The sequence below is a fragment of the Flavobacterium croceum DSM 17960 genome, assembly GCF_002917885.1.
Classification (GTDB): domain Bacteria; phylum Bacteroidota; class Bacteroidia; order Flavobacteriales; family Flavobacteriaceae; genus Flavobacterium; species Flavobacterium croceum.
In genome coordinates this window covers 153,801-171,077 of record NZ_PQNY01000006.1, presented here as the reverse complement: position 1 = coordinate 171,077, position 17,277 = coordinate 153,801, and the positions used below count along the sequence as shown (strand labels likewise).

15 protein-coding genes are annotated in these 17,277 nt (G+C 32.7%); 5 read left to right on the top strand and 10 right to left on the bottom strand.

The window, feature by feature from the left end:
• The 3 genes from Q361_RS06340 to Q361_RS06330 form a co-directional block, all read left to right on the top strand.
• On the top strand, positions 1-2,314 hold a 2,314-nt coding region (locus tag Q361_RS06340; RefSeq protein WP_146046983.1), incomplete at its 5' end, for a T9SS type B sorting domain-containing protein.
• Between the two features lie 80 nt (positions 2,315-2,394).
• The gene (locus tag Q361_RS06335; RefSeq protein ID WP_169929277.1) at positions 2,395-3,990 is read left to right on the top strand and encodes a helix-turn-helix domain-containing protein; all 1,596 of its coding nucleotides are present in this window, start codon (positions 2,395-2,397) and stop codon (positions 3,988-3,990) included.
• Positions 3,980-5,101 carry a tetratricopeptide repeat protein gene (locus Q361_RS06330; RefSeq protein ID WP_103725875.1) on the top strand — a complete coding sequence of 374 codons (1,122 nt, stop codon included), beginning with the start codon at positions 3,980-3,982 and terminating at the stop codon, positions 5,099-5,101. Before Q361_RS06335 ends, Q361_RS06330 begins: the two co-directional genes overlap by 11 nt.
• A gap of 53 nt (positions 5,102-5,154) precedes the next feature.
• On the opposite strand, the gene scpA is transcribed toward Q361_RS06330, so the two are convergent.
• From scpA to Q361_RS06300, 6 genes are all read right to left on the bottom strand, one after another.
• Positions 5,155-7,314 carry a methylmalonyl-CoA mutase gene (gene scpA, locus Q361_RS06325; RefSeq protein ID WP_103725874.1) on the bottom strand — a complete coding sequence of 720 codons (2,160 nt, stop codon included), beginning with the start codon at positions 7,312-7,314 and terminating at the stop codon, positions 5,155-5,157.
• A 66-nt stretch (positions 7,315-7,380) separates the two neighbouring features.
• The gene (locus Q361_RS06320; RefSeq protein WP_103725873.1) at positions 7,381-8,748 is read right to left on the bottom strand and encodes a methylmalonyl-CoA mutase subunit beta; all 1,368 of its coding nucleotides are present in this window, start codon (positions 8,746-8,748) and stop codon (positions 7,381-7,383) included.
• Between the two features lie 111 nt (positions 8,749-8,859).
• A complete protein-coding gene (locus Q361_RS06315) occupies positions 8,860-9,213 on the bottom strand; it encodes an FtsB family cell division protein (protein ID WP_103725872.1) in 354 nt (117 codons plus the stop codon).
• Positions 9,214-9,215: 2 nt separating this feature from the next.
• Positions 9,216-9,824 carry a uridine kinase gene (gene udk, locus Q361_RS06310; protein ID WP_103725871.1) on the bottom strand — a complete coding sequence of 203 codons (609 nt, stop codon included), beginning with the start codon at positions 9,822-9,824 and terminating at the stop codon, positions 9,216-9,218.
• Positions 9,825-9,939: 115 nt separating this feature from the next.
• Positions 9,940-10,704, bottom strand: a complete 765-nt coding sequence (locus Q361_RS06305; RefSeq protein WP_103725886.1) for a TIGR02757 family protein — start codon at positions 10,702-10,704, stop codon at positions 9,940-9,942.
• 4 nt (positions 10,705-10,708) lie between these two features.
• Complete coding sequence (locus Q361_RS06300; protein ID WP_103725870.1) at positions 10,709-11,368, bottom strand: ABC transporter ATP-binding protein; 660 nt, start codon at positions 11,366-11,368, stop codon at positions 10,709-10,711.
• A 100-nt stretch (positions 11,369-11,468) separates the two neighbouring features.
• Here Q361_RS06300 and Q361_RS06295 point away from each other — a divergent pair, with 100 nt between their 5' ends.
• The gene (locus Q361_RS06295; RefSeq protein ID WP_211290366.1) at positions 11,469-11,777 is read left to right on the top strand and encodes a hypothetical protein; all 309 of its coding nucleotides are present in this window, start codon (positions 11,469-11,471) and stop codon (positions 11,775-11,777) included.
• Positions 11,778-11,887: 110 nt separating this feature from the next.
• Here the strand turns inward: Q361_RS06295 and ppk2 (Q361_RS06290) are convergent, their stop codons facing one another.
• From ppk2 (Q361_RS06290) to Q361_RS06280, 3 genes are all read right to left on the bottom strand, one after another.
• Positions 11,888-12,703: a polyphosphate kinase 2 gene (gene ppk2, locus Q361_RS06290; RefSeq protein ID WP_103725869.1), complete on the bottom strand. Its 816-nt coding sequence runs from the start codon at positions 12,701-12,703 to the stop codon at positions 11,888-11,890.
• 12 nt (positions 12,704-12,715) lie between these two features.
• A complete protein-coding gene (gene ppk2, locus Q361_RS06285) occupies positions 12,716-13,570 on the bottom strand; it encodes a polyphosphate kinase 2 (protein WP_103725868.1) in 855 nt (284 codons plus the stop codon).
• A gap of 93 nt (positions 13,571-13,663) precedes the next feature.
• Positions 13,664-14,722, bottom strand: a complete 1,059-nt coding sequence (locus Q361_RS06280) for an acyl-CoA reductase (protein WP_103725867.1) — start codon at positions 14,720-14,722, stop codon at positions 13,664-13,666.
• 122 nt (positions 14,723-14,844) lie between these two features.
• Between Q361_RS06280 and Q361_RS06275 the strand changes: the two genes are divergently transcribed.
• The gene (locus Q361_RS06275; protein WP_103725866.1) at positions 14,845-15,195 is read left to right on the top strand and encodes a 4Fe-4S dicluster domain-containing protein; all 351 of its coding nucleotides are present in this window, start codon (positions 14,845-14,847) and stop codon (positions 15,193-15,195) included.
• Between the two features lie 22 nt (positions 15,196-15,217).
• Here Q361_RS06275 and uvrB read toward each other — a convergent pair whose 3' ends face one another.
• Positions 15,218-17,206: an excinuclease ABC subunit UvrB gene (gene uvrB, locus Q361_RS06270; RefSeq protein WP_103725865.1), complete on the bottom strand. Its 1,989-nt coding sequence runs from the start codon at positions 17,204-17,206 to the stop codon at positions 15,218-15,220.
• Between the last annotated feature and the right edge of the window lie 71 nt (positions 17,207-17,277).

Here is a 17,277-nt window from a genome sequence, read left to right as displayed (position 1 = left end):
TCTCACTAATTTAGAAGTTTGTGATTATATAGGAAATACTCAAGATGGTTATGCTTATTTTAACTTGTCTTTGCAAACACCTGCTATTTTGGCTGCAAACACGCCAAGTAGTAACTACACGGTAACGTATTATAACAACCAAATCAATGCGAGTGCTAGTCCAAACGGTATATTGCCAATATCTCAAATAACAAATTATTTTGGGCATAATGGTGATACTATTTGGGTACGTGTACAAAACAATAGTACAGGATGCTTTACCGTAAGTTCTTTCCAGTTGATTGTACATGCACCTTTGGTACTAACTACACCAACATTGTACAAAGTATGTGATACCGATACTACACCAAATGATAATTATACTTCTTTTAATATATTGAGTTTTATAGGACCAATAGCTGGGTATACCATCAATCTTTATGCAGATGCGGCTCATACACAACCTATTTCTAGTCCGTTTACCAATACATTGCCTGCCAACCAAACTATTTTTTGGACAGCAACCAACAATACTACAGGATGTATCAGCAGTAGAACTTTAACCCTAACTGTACTACCTGTACCTACACCAAACACCAATTTATCTGCACCTCAATATCTTATCCATTCTTGCGATAGTAACAGTCCAAATGATGGTTTTGAAATATTTAATTTAACCGTAAATGCCAACTATATACTAAATGGTGATACCAATACCGAGTTGCATTACTATCCAAGTCTTGTTGATGCAGAAAACGGAACCAATGAAATAACCAATCCAACGGCAGCCAATGTAAATGGAGATGTGTACATTAGAGTACAATGGAAACCAGCACCTGTTACTTCGTTTATAGATTCAAATAATCAATACTGTCATGTCATTGTAAAACAACCTGTAAAAGTATATCCATTACCACTAATGTATGCCAACAAGCAGTTCCAAATTTGTGATAATGATACCGATGGTTTTGCAGTGTTTGACTTAACATCTTATACCGATGATTTATTAATGAATACAACGGGTATTACGTTTGCTAATACAACATTTGTGTTTTCAAATGCTAGTGGGGTTATTAGTAATCCAGCGGCTTATACCAATACAACCAATCCTGAAACGATAACTGTAACAGCAACATCTTCGGCTTCTCCGCTTAACTGTTCTTATACACAAACATTCAGTATTATTGTTAATCCAAACCCTACAGTAACACCTCCAGCTACTTGGAAAACATGTGATACGCTAGACCCTACCGATACCGTAAATTATCCAAACGATGGCTATTACAATCACGATTTAGCAGCATTAATACCTGGTATTTTAAATGGTCAAGCCGATACAGATTTTACAGTAACATTCTATCATACAGAAGCTGATGCGATAGCAGCAACCAATGGCATTACCAATCTAAGTGCTTATATGGCACAAACAGAAACCATTTGGATACGTGTAACCAATAATACCACAGGATGTTATGTTGTAGGTTCTACCAACTTTGTTGTAGAGCAGTTACCAGAGCCTGTTATCGAATCGGACAATGGTATGCATGTAATTTGTGTAGATTATAGATCATTAATGGTATTAAGACCGCTACAATTACAAATACACAACCTTACTGAAGATACACCGTATCTACATGGTACACCAACCTACACTTACAAATGGTACGAAGGTAATGCACCTATACCTGGAGAAACAAACAGCACTTATAATGTCCCTGCAAGTGCCACTGGAGATGTACGCAACTACAAAGTAGAAATGACAACTACAACACCTGGTTTAGGTTGTTCGTATACCTCTGTACAAGCATTTACTGTAATACAATCTGGCCCTGCTACGCCTACTGTAATAGGTAGCACAGGCTATACCGTAACCAATGCTTTTACCGAAAATCAAACTATAACCGTAGATGTTGATGGTTGGGGAAAATATGAATACAGCTTAGATGATGGCCCAAGACAAACTAGTCCTATATTTGAAAATGTAAGCCTAGGTGAACATTTTATTACGGTGTGGGATGTTAAAGAAGGTAATGAAAGTTGTGATCCTTTCTTGATACAAAAAGTACGAACTATTGATTATCCGCATTACTTTACGCCAAATGGTGACGGGTTTAACGACTACTGGAATATCAATGGTTTACAAGGACAGTATGCTAAAATTTACCTGTTTGACCGATTTGGTAAGCTTATCAAACAACTTAGCCCTGATACGCAAGGTTGGGATGGTACGTACAACGGTAATCCTCTACCTGCAACCGATTACTGGTTTACTGTCGAATACTTCGAACTCAATACAACCAAAACTTTTAAAGCCCATTTCTCACTTAAAAGATAGAAAAAGTTAAAATTATTATTAAATTTAAAAGCTATTCATAACGAATAGCTTTTCTAATTATAATGTATACATTTGTCTTAATGAAACAAGTGATAATAAATTATATAGTAAGAACAAGCTGTTTTTTAATGGCTTTTATTTCTATGTCATTAACTGCTCAACAGGCTTCTAACCAAAAATTAGCTGTTGTTGATACAGAAAATTTATCTCTTTCAAACCCTAATGAGGCTCTTAAAATTGGTTTTTTGTTATTAAAAAGTTCCGATTCTGATCAAGAAAAAGCAAAAAATAATCTTCTTATAGGCAAGGTCTATTTTATTAAATCAGATTATACAAATGCTTTAGAATATTTATTTAAAATTAAGCATACCCAAGACGTACTATCTTTTGAAAATAATTGTGAGCTAAATTTAATAAAGGCTTTGATTATGAGAGATTTGTTTTTAGATAAAGAATTCAAATCATTTTTAGATTTATCAAAAATATACCAAGCTAAAATAGTAGATACTTATAAAAAAAACTACTATAAAACGTATATAGAATTAATTGAACTTGAAGTTTTATTAAAAAGTAAAATCAGTAATAAAACATATGAGTTGCTGTTAAGGCTATATAGACAAATTAATACTTTACAAACTATTGATAAAACTATATTGTTAAAAAGATATTGGCAGATAAAAGCAAAGCAAACGTCAGTAGATAATTCTCTAGAAGAAAGTAATACCTATTATCAAAAATTGATAGAGCTGTCAAGCCAAAAACCTTTGGATTATTTTTCGCATTCTTATGCCCTTATAGGTTATGCAGATAATCTTTTTAGAGAAGAAAAGTATGCATTAGCAATTGATATGCTTAAAAAGTCTTTATCACTTTCAGAAAAACTAGACAATCAATATTTACAGCAAGTTTCGAGCAAAAATTTGGTAATGAATTATTTAGTTTTAAATGATAAAGCAAATTATGTTTATTATAACAATCTTTATTTAAGTAAATTAACACAAATTGAAAATACAGAACAAGAGGCTGTTAATACTGCTTTTAATTTGATATCTCAAGAAAAAGAAGAATTATCGGCACAAAGAAATAAATCTAATATTAATAAATTAGTGGTAACAATAGGTGTTTCTATAATGTTGCTTATAGTAGTGTTTTTCTATTTTAACAAAACAATTGCCGAAAAAAAGAGAGTAACAGAACTATTAAATTATTTGGAGGTTACCCGAAATAACATGGTTAATAGATATACAGAGAAAAAAGAAGCACAAAAAAGATCTCTTATACCCACCGAAACCGAACAAATTATTCTTAATAAACTCAAAAAGTTTGAACAAACAAAAAAATTTACCAATAAAGAAATGTCATTGGCCAATTTGGCATCGCAGTTTGATACAAATACTAAATATTTATCAGAGATAATAAATAAACATTATAACGTTAATTTTAATACTTATATTAATAAACTTAGAGTAAATTATATAGTAGAAAAATTAAAAACAGATGCTAATTATATGAATTATAAAATAAGTTATCTTGCCGAAGATGCTGGTTTTTCTTCTCATAGTAGTTTTGCGACTGTTTTTAAGTCTATTACAGGTATTGCTCCTGTAACTTTTATCGACTTATTAAAAGAAGATACCGCAACAAATACTATAAAAAATATTGAGTATGAAGAATAAGTATCTACATCTAACATTTTTCATGCTATTTCATTTGATTTGTTTTTCTCAAAATCAAAAGAAAATTGATGATTTGATAAAGAAAACAGCTTTGTTAATGTATGAAAATCCTGAAAAAGTTATAAAAGTTGGAGATTCTATACTAAAGAATCTTGATTTGTCTACAGAGTCAAGAATAAAAGCATATAAGCTTATATCCGATGGGTATTCATCAAAAAGAAATTACCAAAAATCTTTAGAATATGTAATTAAGGCTAGTAATTTGCTACCACAGAGTGACGATAAATTACTTCAAATTCAAATTATTAATAAAATTGGAATTCAATATCACCAACTTAAAATTTACGATAAGGCTATTCAATATTTAGATGAAGCCGAAAAATTGTGTCTGCAATATCCCGATAAAAATTCTGTAAAGGTGAGTTTAGGCATAAACTACATGGTAAGAGGATTTATATATAAAGATAAGTTAAGTTGTGATATAGCCATAGCGTTTTTTAATAAAGGAATAGATGAAATAAAACAATCACAAGATTTAAAAAGCAATTTCAATAAACTCAGTATTGCAAAATACAATAAGGGTAATTGCTATATGCTTATGTCTGATTATGAACAAGCGATTATTAGTTTTAATGAAGCCATACACGACGCTCAAAAAGTGAAGGCGAGTAGCTTGGTAGCTTTTGCAAAAAAAGGCTTAGCACAAGTATATACTTCAAAAGGGAATTATCATCAGGCAATAAGTTTGCTAAAAGACGCTTTGATTGTGTCTAAAGATGTGAATGATTTAGTACTCAATCAAGAAGTTTACAAAGGTTTATCTGAAAATTATTTAGCTTTAAATAATCTAAAAGAATATCAATATTATGAACAAAAATATAGAGATACACAAACTTCTTTACGACAAAATGAGCGTCAGTCTATAAATAGTTTACTATCAGAAAAGCAAAGTGAAATCAATAAAAACTCCAACGAAATGACTATTTATTTTATAATAGTTTTTATAATAGTAGGGCTTTTTATTGTATTAGTGTTGGTGTATTTTTATTGTAGAAAAATAAAAGAAGAAATTTTAAAAATTAAAGAAGAAATACAAGTTAAAACAACTTAAATAAAAGAGGAGTTTACCTTAAAGACAAACTCCTTTCTTTATAAACATAAATATTAATCTTGTAATAAAACTTCCAGAATACTAATAGCGGCATCGCTAATTTTAGTGCCTGGCCCAAAAATGGCAACAGCACCAGCATCAAAAAGAAATTGATAATCTTGGGCAGGAATCACGCCACCTACAATAACCATAATATCTTCACGACCATATTTTTTCAGCTCTTCTATAACCTGAGGGACAAGTGTTTTATGTCCTGCAGCTAAAGATGAAACACCCAAAATATGTACATCGTTTTCTACGGCTTGTTTAGCAGCTTCTTGAGGCGTTTGAAACAATGGCCCAATATCTACATCAAAGCCTACATCGGCATAGCCAGTAGCCACTACTTTGGCACCTCTATCGTGACCATCTTGCCCCATTTTGGCAATCATTATTCTTGGGCGACGCCCTTCTTTTTGAGCAAACGCATCGGCTAGTTGTTTTGCTTTTTCAAAACTTTCGTCGTTTTTTATTTCTTTACTATACACGCCACTAAAACTTCTTATTTGTGCTTTATATCGTCCAAAAACAACTTCAAGAGCATCACTTATTTCACCTAGAGTAGCTCTATTTCGAGCAGCGTCTACAGCTAGTTCTAACAAGTTTCCTGCACCAGTTTTGGCACAATTTGTCAATTTGTTTAAACATTCTGTTACTTTACTTGTATCTCTTGTTTCTTTAATTTGATTTAAGCGTTCAATTTGTTGTTTACGAACAGTTTGGTTATCAACTTCTAATATATGCAGTGGATCTTCTTTTTCCAAACGGTATTTGTTTACACCAACAATTATGTCTTGCCCGCTATCTATACGAGCTTGTTTACGTGCAGCAGCTTCTTCAATACGCAATTTTGGTATACCTGCTTCTATAGCTTTGGTCATACCGCCTAGTTCTTCAACTTCTTCGATTAAAGCCCACGCTTTTTCTGCAATTTCAGCGGTTAAGCTTTCTACATAATAACTACCAGCCCAAGGATCTACAGTTTTGCAAATTTTAGTTTCTTCTTGTAAAAATATTTGAGTATTTCTAGCAATTCGTGCCGAAAAATCGGTTGGTAAAGCAATCGCTTCGTCCAAAGCATTGGTGTGTAAAGATTGAGTCCCTCCAAAAGCGGCAGCGGCAGCTTCTATAGCCGTACGAGCCACATTATTAAATGGATCTTGCTCTGTTAAACTCCAACCACTTGTTTGACAATGTGTTCTTAATGCTAATGATTTTTCGTCTTTTGGATTGAATTGTTTTACTAATTTTGCCCACAACATTCTACCTGCACGCATTTTGGCAATTTCCATAAAGTGGTTCATACCAATAGCCCAAAAAAATGACAATCTTGGTGCAAACTCATCAATTTTCATTCCTGCAGCTAAACCAGTTCGAATGTATTCCAACCCATCGGCTAAAGTGTATGCCAACTCAATATCAGCAGTAGCACCAGCTTCTTGCATGTGGTATCCAGAAATAGATATTGAATTAAACTTCGGCATATTTTTGCTCGTATATTCAAAAATATCAGCAATGATTTTCATAGAAGGTGTTGGTGGATATATATAGGTATTACGCACCATAAATTCCTTCAAAATATCGTTTTGAATTGTTCCAGAAAGTAAGTTAGGCATTACACCTTGTTCTTCGGCAGCAACAATATAAAAAGCCATAATTGGTAAAACGGCTCCATTCATAGTCATTGAAACCGACATTTCACCTAATGGAATTTGGTCGAAAAGTACTTTCATATCTTCTACAGAGTCGATAGCGACACCTGCTTTTCCAACATCGCCCACAACACGTTCATGGTCAGAATCATAGCCACGATGTGTAGCTAAATCAAAAGCAACTGAGAGTCCTTTTTGTCCTGCAGCAAGATTTCTTCTATAAAAAGCGTTACTTTCTTCGGCAGTTGAAAATCCTGCATATTGACGAATTGTCCAAGGGCGACGCACATACATAGTAGCATATGGGCCACGAAGATTGGGTGCAAAACCAGCTCCAAAATTAAGGTGTTCTAAGTTGTTTATGTCTTTTTCTGAATATTCAGATTTTACTTCGACACCTTCTGCCGTAGTAAACTTTTGTTCTAGGCTTGACGTTTCAGGTTCAACTTGGTTCAGTTCGGTAGTGCCTTGAGCCAAGTTTTTGGAATTATCCAATGTTAAATGTTGTATGTTTTTTCTCATAGTTAGAGAATTTTTCAAGGTTTAAGTCAAAATCTTTATAATGATTCTACTAATTGGCATATTAGCTTATTGTTCTACTGATTCTTCAGCTAAGCGTTCTTGTTCTAATTTTTCAGCCAATCGTTTTTCTATAATAGGTGTAATTAAGGTTTTTCGTGGGTTTTGTTTTACAAATGGATACAATTCTAAATTGTCTTTCATACGGTCATTTTTGTTTGGATATTTGTTTGTACCCAATAAGACTTCTTTTCCCGAATCGAACAAATCTTGCTCTTTTTGAGCACTTTCATTAATTTTTCTTTGAATAGTCCCTTCTATTAATTGTGTGATAAATCCGCCATTCGCCTCAATATCTTTAAATAATTCTAATGCTTTTTCGGCAAGTTGCTGCGTGAGTGTTTCAATATAATAAGAACCATCGGCAGGGTTGCTTACTTTGTCAAAGTAGCTTTCGTGTTTTAAAATAAGCAATTGATTTCTAGATATTCTATCGCCAAATTCATTGTCTTTATGGTAGATTGCATCATAAGCAAGATTGCTTACAGCATCGGCACCACCCAATATAGCACTCATACATTCGGTAGTTGTACGCAACATATTTACGTTGTAGTCGTAAATTGTTTTGTTACGCTTGCTTGGTGTAGCAATAATTTTGCAATCTAAATTTTGGTTGTATTCTTTTGCAAGTGTTGTATAGAGTAGTCGTAGTGCTCTTATTTTTGCAATTTCAAAAAAGTAATGCGTACCTACAGCAACATCTATTGTAATGGGCTGTGTGGCAGAAATACCTCTTGTAAAATATTCATTGATGTGTGCTAAACTATACGCCAATTGTTGAATAATATTGGCACCTGAATTTTGATAAATTGCTGTAGAAATTTGTAAAAATGGAATAGCATTTTTAGTTGAAATTTCTTTTAGTTTCTGCATATCGGGTTCGAGGTTTTCAAACCAATTTCCGTCTTTGCACAGCTGTCCTATTGGATCTATACAAAAACGAGCACAAAGTTTTTGTTGATTTATTTGCTGTGCCAAATTTTCACAGTATGAAACCGATAAAAACGGAAATACAAAGATATAGGTTGCCGATGTTGGTAGGTTGTTTAGCAATGTAGCACAATCTATATTTTGGTTTTCTAGAGTAAACCGTATACATTCTGCGCCACGCTGTAATGCGTTTAGCGCTTTTTGATTGGATTTTGTTGCATCATGCACAAAGATATTTTGTACAATTTCAAAACCTTTAGGATTTGATATTGCATACTTTTTTTCAAATTCGTCTATGTGATAAAAAGGTCTTACTTTAATACCTTCTTGACTTTCCCAAACTAAGGTTTCGTTATAGTCGGCACCTTTTAATTCGTATTGAATTTGTTGTTTCCATTGGGCTGAAGAAACGGGACTAAATTCCTGAAATATTTTTTTTGTTGCCACGAATTCTAATGTATTAAGGTTATTATATCTTGTTTATAGTTTACTAATTTAGCCCCGATGGAAGCAAGCTACCATGTAGCGCGTACAGCGGGAATAGGCTATAGCAATTGCCTATTGATTTGCTTCTAATAAACTATCTTTTATTCGGTCTTCTTCAATATCAATAATATAAATGTCTTCGCTATCGCGTTTCATAAAGTATTTTTCGCGAGCAAAACGTTCTATTTCATTAATATCTTGGAGTTTTTTAATGCTTTTTTCGTCTTTTTTAATTTCTTGTTGAAAGTAGCTTTTGTTGTCTTCTAGTTTGTTGATAACTTTGTCTAATTCTCGATGGTTGAGTAGCGAATAATTGTCTAGAAATACCATCCAAATCACAAAAAATAGTGATACCAAAACGTATTTGTTTGCCAATGTTTTAAGCCAAGGGTATTTAAGAAATAAGTTTTGGAGGTATTTGTTCATAGTTAAACTAAACGTTGGTTTATTACGGCTCTTACTACATCTATAGCTACAGTGTTGTATTTGTCGTTAGGTATAATAATATCGGCAAAAGCTTTTGTGGGCTCTATAAATTGTTGATGCATTGGTTTTAGGGTGGTTTGATATCGGTTTAAAACCTCATCCATGTCACGTCCGCGCTCGGCAATATCTCGTTTTAATCGACGAATTAATCTTTCATCTGAATCGGCATGAACAAATACTTTTATATCAAACATTTCTCGTAATTCGGGGTTACTTAGTATAAGAATTCCTTCTACAATCATTACTTTTCTTGGGTGTGTAAGTACAGTATCATCGGTACGATTGTGTGTTACAAAAGAATATACGGGTTGTTCTATAGTTTTACCAGCTTTTAAATCTTTTAAGTGTTGTACCAACAGTTCAAAATCTATAGCACGAGGATGATCAAAATTTATTTTGCTTCTTTCTTCAAAACTCATTCCTACATTTTGACGGTAGTAGGAGTCTTGAGAGATTATCCCTACTTCGGTTTCGGGTAATTCATTCATAATTTGATGTACTACAGTAGTTTTACCAGAACCTGTACCGCCTGCAATTCCTATTATTAGCATTGGTGTTGTGTTATATTTTATTTCACTACAAATTTAGAAATAATTTTGGTTTTTAGATACTTATTTTGTCATAATCTAGCCTTGTATTTGCTAAATTGATATCTATTTTTTATGCCTAAAATTTTTCAAAAACACCTAATCCAAATAATGCAAAATCGTACTTTACTGGATCAATTGGATCTATTGCTCTTAAATTGTAATCTAACTCGTTGAGCGTTTTAGCATCGTTTTGTTTTCGGGTTATTAAACCTAGTTTACGAGCAACATTTCCAGAATGAACATCGAGCGGACAAGACAATTTTGAACTATCTATACTTTGCCAAATACCAAAATCGACACCTGTATTGTCTTTACGAATCATCCAACGTAAAAACATATTGATGCGTTTGGCTGCAGAGTTTAAACTTGGGTCGGAAATATGTTTTTGGGTTCGAACATGGTGGTTTATTTGAAAAAATAATTTTTTAAATTCGGTAATGGCTGGTTGTAGTGAATTTTGAGTTTGGTGTTGTGTAAATACGTGTTCTAAGCCATTGTGGTTTTTGTACATATTTTGTAGTGCTCTTATAAATGAATCAAAATCGGTGGAATTGAAAGTGCGATGAACAAAATTATCCAACTTTTCTAAATCATTTTTAGAATAATTCATAACAAAATCATAGGGAGCATTACCCATTATAGACATCATTTTGTGTGCATTCTTAATAATCATTGTTCTATTACCCCAAGCAATGGTAGCTGTTAAAAAAGCAGCTATTTCTATATCTTCTTTTACTGTAAAAAGATGTGGAATTTGTATAGGATCTGTTGTAATAAAACTTGGATTGTTGTAGAGTGCAACTTTTTCGTCTAAGAAAGACTTTAGTTCATGTTTTGGTATCAAATTATAGAATATTTCCGTCTTTCATTACCAATTTTCTATCGGCCATATTTGCCAATTGTTCATTGTGGGTAACAATTACAAAGGTTTGTCCAAATTCATCTCGTAACTTAAAAAACAACTGATGTAAATTTTCGGCACTTGCGGTATCTAAATTTCCAGATGGCTCGTCGGCAAAAATAACGGCAGGTTTATTTATTAAGGCTCTCGCAACAGCTACACGTTGTTGTTCACCGCCAGAAAGTTCTGAAGGTTTATGGTTTATTCGTGCTTCAAGTCCTAAAAATGATAATATTTGTTTTGCTTCTAGTTCTGTTTCTTTTTTATTTTTATGGGCAATATATGCTGGAATACAAACGTTTTCTAGTGCTGTAAATTCTGGAAGTAATTGATGAAATTGAAAAATAAAACCTAAATTTTCGTTTCTAAATTTTGAGAGTACCTTATCTTTCATGCCGAGTACAGACACGCCTTGTATTTCTAAACTAGAATTGTAGTTTTTGTCAGGGCTATCTAAGGTTCCCAAAATTTGTAATAAAGTAGTTTTTCCTGCGCCTGAAGCCCCTACAATAGAAACAATTTCGCCTTTTTTAATATGTAAATCAACGCCTTTTAATACGTGAAGTTCGTTGTAATGTTTATGAATGTTTTTGGCAATAATCATGTTTAGTAAACGTTTTGATGTACAAATATATTGTTTATAAAATGATTGTAAAAAAATGGCATACGTTTTGTAATATTCGACTCAAAATAATTTTATAAAAATGACAAAAGAATTGCAATTAGAAACTGTACCTCAACAAAAATCCTATAAAATGGTAAAATTGGTTTTGGGTATTTTTTTTGATTTGATAGGTATGATGAGTTACGCTATACCTGGTTTGGGAGAGTTTATTGATGTAATTTGGGCACCCATTTCGGCATTATTGTTGGCTAGTATGTATAAAGGTACTACAGGTAAAATTGCGGGTACTATAGATTTTATTGAAGAGCTTATACCTGGTGTAGACATTATACCAACCTTTACACTGACATGGGTTTATGTGTACCTTATTAAAAAAGAACAAGTATAATTTTGCCAAAGCTTTGGCTTAGTATATGTATTTCATTTGAGATACATTGCAATACTAAACAAAAACCGCCTTTTGTATGAAGGCGGTTTTTTTATTCGTTTGAATATGAATTAATTTTCATCTTCAACAATTTCTTGATGGACAATAATTTCGTCGTTTTTTACCGTATACGGAATATTTTGTAAGATGTATTCTAGCGCTTCAATTCTCGCCTTTGTTTTTCTATTTGCTTTTATAATTTGCCAAGGCGCATAGTCGGTACTTGTTTTTTCGAACATTTTTTCTTTGTATGCGGTATACTCGTCCCACAATTCGAGTGCTTTTTGATCTACTGGAGAATATTTCCATTTTTTTAATGGACTTTCTTGTATGTCTTTAAATCGATAAGCTTGTTCTTCTTTACTAATAGAAAAATAGAGTTTTAGTAAAATAACTCCCGATTGAATAATCATTTTTTCTACTTCGTTTACCTGATTCATAAACATTTCGTACTCATCTTGCGTACAAAAACCATTTACGGGTTCTACTACGGCTCGATTATACCAACTACGGTCAAAAAAAACCAATTCGCCTTCTTTGGGTAAATGATTTATATATCGTTGAAAATACCATTGACCAGCTTCAATTTCGTTTGGTTTGGGTAAGGCTACTACTCTGTGTTCGCGAGGATTTAAGTGTTCTACAATTCTACGAATTGCACCGCCTTTTCCCGCAGCATCACGTCCTTCAAATAGAATAACTACTTTTTTCTTATTATTAACAACCCAACTCTGAAGTTTTATAAGTTCTTCGTGTAGTTTTGCCAAACGATTTTCATATTTTACCAAGCGTGTAGCTTTTTCTACATCTAATTCTTCTTGATTTAATAGCGCCATTAAACCATCTTTGCTATTTATTAATTTTAATTCTTTATCTGTAAGTGTCATACTACTTGTGGTTTATTGGTCAATTTGGTTAATGAGTCTAAAATAACGATGTACTACGTTTGGATCTACTAGTAAACTTGTTTTTGCTTCGTTTTTGCCTTCGTAGTCAAATAAAGAAAGTACATATTTTATACTTTCTAATCTTGCTAGTTTTTTATTGTCAGATTTTACAATAATCCAAGGACTAAAAGAGTGGTGGGTTCTTGTAAACATTTGGTCTTTGTAGTATGTAAAAGTATCCCAAAGTTCTTGTCCTTTTTCATCTACTGGAGAGTATTTCCATTTTTTGAGTTCACTTTTCAATCGGCCTCCAAAGCGTTTTAACTGTTCGTCTTTGGATACCGAAAACCAAAATTTAATAATAATAGTTCCACTTTCGTAAAGCATGTGTTCAAATTCTGGTACTTGAACCATAAATCTATCATATTGATCTGGAGTACAAAACCCCATAACGGGTTCTACTACAGCACGATTGTACCAACTGCGATCAAAAAATACAATTTCGCCAGCGTTGGGTAATTCTTTAATATATCTATTAAAATACCATTGATGTTTTTCTATTTCGGTAGGTTTATTAAGCGCTACAATGCGCATGGCTCTTGGGTTTAAGTGCTCGGCAAAGCGTCTTACTGTTCCTCCTTTGCCCGATGCGTCTCTACCTTCAAATATTATGGCAACTTTTTTCTTGTTTTCGATAACCCATTTTTGAAGGTTTACAAGTTCAGCTTGTAGTTTTTTTAACTCATTTTCGTAAATATAATTTTCATATACTTTTTCAAACAAGGGGTTTTCAGCTTTATGCTGTTCTAAATAGTGCAATAGATCAGTGCCCGATTTAAAATCTTTAAGTATTTCGGCTGTTATCATAGCGGTTTTTTTGAATTATTTAACAAAGATAAACCACTAGAAATGAACGAAAAATGATGCTTGTTATGTAGAACTAAATATTTTTTTTGTATATTACAATTTCAGTAAAAAATGTAAAGTATCTATATTGTCTGCATAGTCCCACAGGTTGGGTTTTTGAGTTGTTCCAAAAGTAATAGAATTTTTTACAAGATTATTAGAAACAATACATTGTATTTGTTCTTTTTCTTGTTCTAGTTTGGTTTCTACTTCAGAAATATCTTCGTAATATTCGTAAAAAACAGAAGAAATTGGTGACGAATAACTACTATCTTCTTTGAGTGTTAAAAATCCATTATCGAGTAATTTGTACAAACTCATTAAAAAAACAGCTTTGTTATAATCGTAATTGTTGGCATATTTTTGATATTCAATACAATCTTTGTACTTGTATATGGCATTAAAAAAAGCATCAAAATTGTAGTTTTTTGGCACAAATAATTTTGAAACATTTCTACATCCTAAACCAAAATATCTAAAAATATCTTCGCCTAAATTTTCTAAGTCTTCTTGGGTTTCTTTTCCGTTTAATACAGCTACCGAATTTCTGTTTTTTCTTATAATATTTGGTTTATTCTGAAAATAATACTCAAAATATCGGGCAGTATTATTACTTCCTGTAGCAATTACGGCATCAAAATTTTCCAATTTATTTTCAATAAATACAATATTATGTGCAAATGGAGGAAAAACGGTAATTAAATAGTCTGCACAAAGTTTAATAAGATGTTGATCGTTTGAAGATGTTTTTACCAAAGCGGTATTTCCAGAAATCAAAACACATAAAAAGTCATGAAACCCAACCATAGGAATATTTCCAGCGAGCACAAGTCCTACATTTTTTGGCTCTTTTGTAGAAAATTGATACTCTGCTAGCCATTTGTTTAAATTGTTTTCAGTAAGACTTTCAGCCCAAGATGAAAGCGCATAAATTACTTGTTCTTGGGTAAACCAACCGTTGTATGATACAGCATTTTCAATTAAAAATTGCATTCGATCAAAAAATAAATCGCTATATAAAACGCTCGATTTATCGGTTTGTGTGGTGTGTGAAAAGAGGCTTAAAAATTTACCTAGTTCTACAAAAGCATTTTTTTTGTCGTTTTGTAACATTTGTATCTTGTTTATCCAATCTAATGGTTGTAATTTTGCACAAAATTAAGTAAAAGTAATTAGGCATACGCCAAAGAAAATGATTTTAATTCATAATCTTTTAAACTCTTAAATTAAAGAAAATGGCAATTGTAATAACTGATGAGTGTATAAACTGTGGTGCGTGCGAGCCAGAATGTCCAAATACTGCAATATATGAAGGGGCAGACGATTGGCGCTATAAAGATGGAACCAAGTTAAGCGGAAAAGTAATACTACCCGATGGGACAGAAATAGATGCTAATGCGCCTCAAAAACCAATTTCGGATGATATTTATTATATTGTTCCAGGCAAATGTACCGAATGTAAAGGTTTTCATGAAGAACCACAATGTGCTGCTGTTTGCCCAGTAGATTGTTGTGTACCCGATGAAAATCATGTAGAGACCGAAGAAACTTTATTGAACAGACAAGCGTTTTTGCATAATGAATAAAAAAAGGCAGTCTATTGACTGCCTATATTTTATCTTGTAACGCTTTAATTTCATCTCGTAATTTTGCTGCTTGCATAAAGTCTAAATCTTTGGCAGCTTTTTCCATTTCTTTTCTTTTTTCTTTTATTCTTTTCTCTATTTCAGGTTTTGATAAATAATTTTCGGTAGGTTCTGCAGCTATTTTTTTGTCAATGTCATAATGGTATGAAGTAATTGGACTTTTGCTTAAATGATTTTCTATCGATTTGTTTAAAGCTTGTGGTTGTAAATGGTTTGCCGTATTGTAAGCCGTTTGTTTTTCTCTACGGTAATTGGTTTCATCTATGGTTTTTTGCATAGATGCTGTAATTTTATCGGCATACATAATAGCTTTTCCGTTTACATTTCTTGCGGCTCTACCTACTGTTTGGGTTAAAGAACGGTGGCTACGCAAAAAACCTTCTTTATCGGCATCGAGTATAGCTACAAGCGAAACTTCGGGTAAATCTAAACCTTCTCTAAGCAAGTTTACACCAATTAACACATCAAACAAACCTTTGCGCAAATCTTGCATAATTTCTACACGTTCTAGTGTATCTACATCAGAATGTATGTATCTACATCGAATAGATACTTTGGTAAGATACTTTGTGAGTTCTTCTGCCATTCGCTTGGTAAGAGTCGTTACCAAAACCCTTTCGTCGAGTTCGCAACGTTGCTGAATTTCTTCTATTAAATCGTCTATTTGATTTTGGCTTGGGCGTACTTCAATTATAGGGTCTAATAAACCCGTTGGTCGTATAATTTGTTCAATATAAACACCTTCTGTTTTTTGTAATTCATAATCGGCTGGCGTTGCAGAAACGTATATGACTTGATTTTGCAAGGCTTCAAATTCTTCAAATTTTAACGGACGATTATCCATAGCAGCAGGCAATCGAAATCCATATTCTACCAAGTTTTCCTTTCTACTTCTATCACCACCATACATAGCATGAACTTGAGAGAGTGTTACATGGCTTTCATCAACTACCATTAAATAATCTTTTGGAAAATAATCTAAAAGACAAAATGGTCGTGTACCAGGTAAGCGTCTATCCAAATAGCGAGAGTAGTTTTCTATACCTGAGCAATAGCCTAGTTCTCGTATCATTTCTAAATCAAAATTGGTACGCTCTTCCAATCTTTTTGCTTCCAAATGTTTTCCTATTTCCTTAAAATAATCAACTTGTTTTACCAAATCTTGTTGTATTTCCCAAATAGCAGATTGTAAAATATCTGGAGATGTTACAAACATATTGGCAGGGTATATGTTTAATTGATTGTATTTTTCTATAACTTTTGAACTACTTGCTTCAAATGCTTCGATATCTTCTATCTCATCTCCAAAAAAATGTACTCTAAAAGGATCATCGGCATAAGATGGAAATATTTCTACAGTATCTCCTTTTATTCTAAAGGTTCCTGGTGTAAATTCGGCCTCGGTACGTGCATACAAACTTTGCACTAAACGATGCAAAAGTTTTGTTCTCGAAATAATTTGATCTTTTTGTATGCTAATTACATTTTTTTGAAACTCAACAGGGTTTCCTATACCGTATAAGCATGATACAGATGAGATAACTACAATGTCTCTTCTGCCAGAAAGTAATGCAGAGGTTGTACTAAGTCTAAGTTTTTCGAGTTCGTCGTTTATAGACAAGTCTTTTTCTATATAAGTTCCTGTAACGGGAATAAAAGCTTCGGGTTGGTAATAATCGTAATAAGAAACAAAATATTGTACAGAATTATTCGGAAAAAATTGTTTAAATTCTGAATACAATTGAGCAGCCAATGTTTTATTATGAGCTAATATTAACGTTGGTTTTTCAATTTTTTCAATAACATTGGCAATTGTAAATGTTTTTCCAGAACCTGTAACTCCAAGTAAAGTTTGAAATTTTTCTCCTTGGCGTATTCCTTGTGCTAATTTTTCTATAGCATGAGGCTGATCGCCAGTAGGTTTAAATTGAGATACAACTTGAAATTTCATGGTAATGAAAATAGTTTTAGTAATAGAAAATTAGAAAGTATATAAGTACAAATGTATTTATAAATTTCCAA

Coding starts and splice junctions, on each gene's coding strand:
- Q361_RS06335 (WP_169929277.1), top strand. CDS start 2,395: ATGAAACAAGTGATAATAAATTATATAGTAAGAACAAGCTGTTTTTTA.
- Q361_RS06330 (WP_103725875.1), top strand. CDS start 3,980: ATGAAGAATAAGTATCTACATCTAACATTTTTCATGCTATTTCATTTG.
- scpA (WP_103725874.1), bottom strand. CDS start 7,314: ATGAGAAAAAACATACAACATTTAACATTGGATAATTCCAAAAACTTG.
- Q361_RS06315 (WP_103725872.1), bottom strand. CDS start 9,213: ATGAACAAATACCTCCAAAACTTATTTCTTAAATACCCTTGGCTTAAA.
- udk (WP_103725871.1), bottom strand. CDS start 9,824: ATGCTAATAATAGGAATTGCAGGCGGTACAGGTTCTGGTAAAACTACT.
- Q361_RS06300 (WP_103725870.1), bottom strand. CDS start 11,368: ATGATTATTGCCAAAAACATTCATAAACATTACAACGAACTTCACGTA.
- Q361_RS06295 (WP_211290366.1), top strand. CDS start 11,469: ATGACAAAAGAATTGCAATTAGAAACTGTACCTCAACAAAAATCCTAT.
- ppk2 (WP_103725869.1), bottom strand. CDS start 12,703: ATGACACTTACAGATAAAGAATTAAAATTAATAAATAGCAAAGATGGT.
- ppk2 (WP_103725868.1), bottom strand. CDS start 13,570: ATGATAACAGCCGAAATACTTAAAGATTTTAAATCGGGCACTGATCTA.
- Q361_RS06280 (WP_103725867.1), bottom strand. CDS start 14,722: ATGTTACAAAACGACAAAAAAAATGCTTTTGTAGAACTAGGTAAATTT.
- Q361_RS06275 (WP_103725866.1), top strand. CDS start 14,845: ATGGCAATTGTAATAACTGATGAGTGTATAAACTGTGGTGCGTGCGAG.
- uvrB (WP_103725865.1), bottom strand. CDS start 17,206: ATGAAATTTCAAGTTGTATCTCAATTTAAACCTACTGGCGATCAGCCT.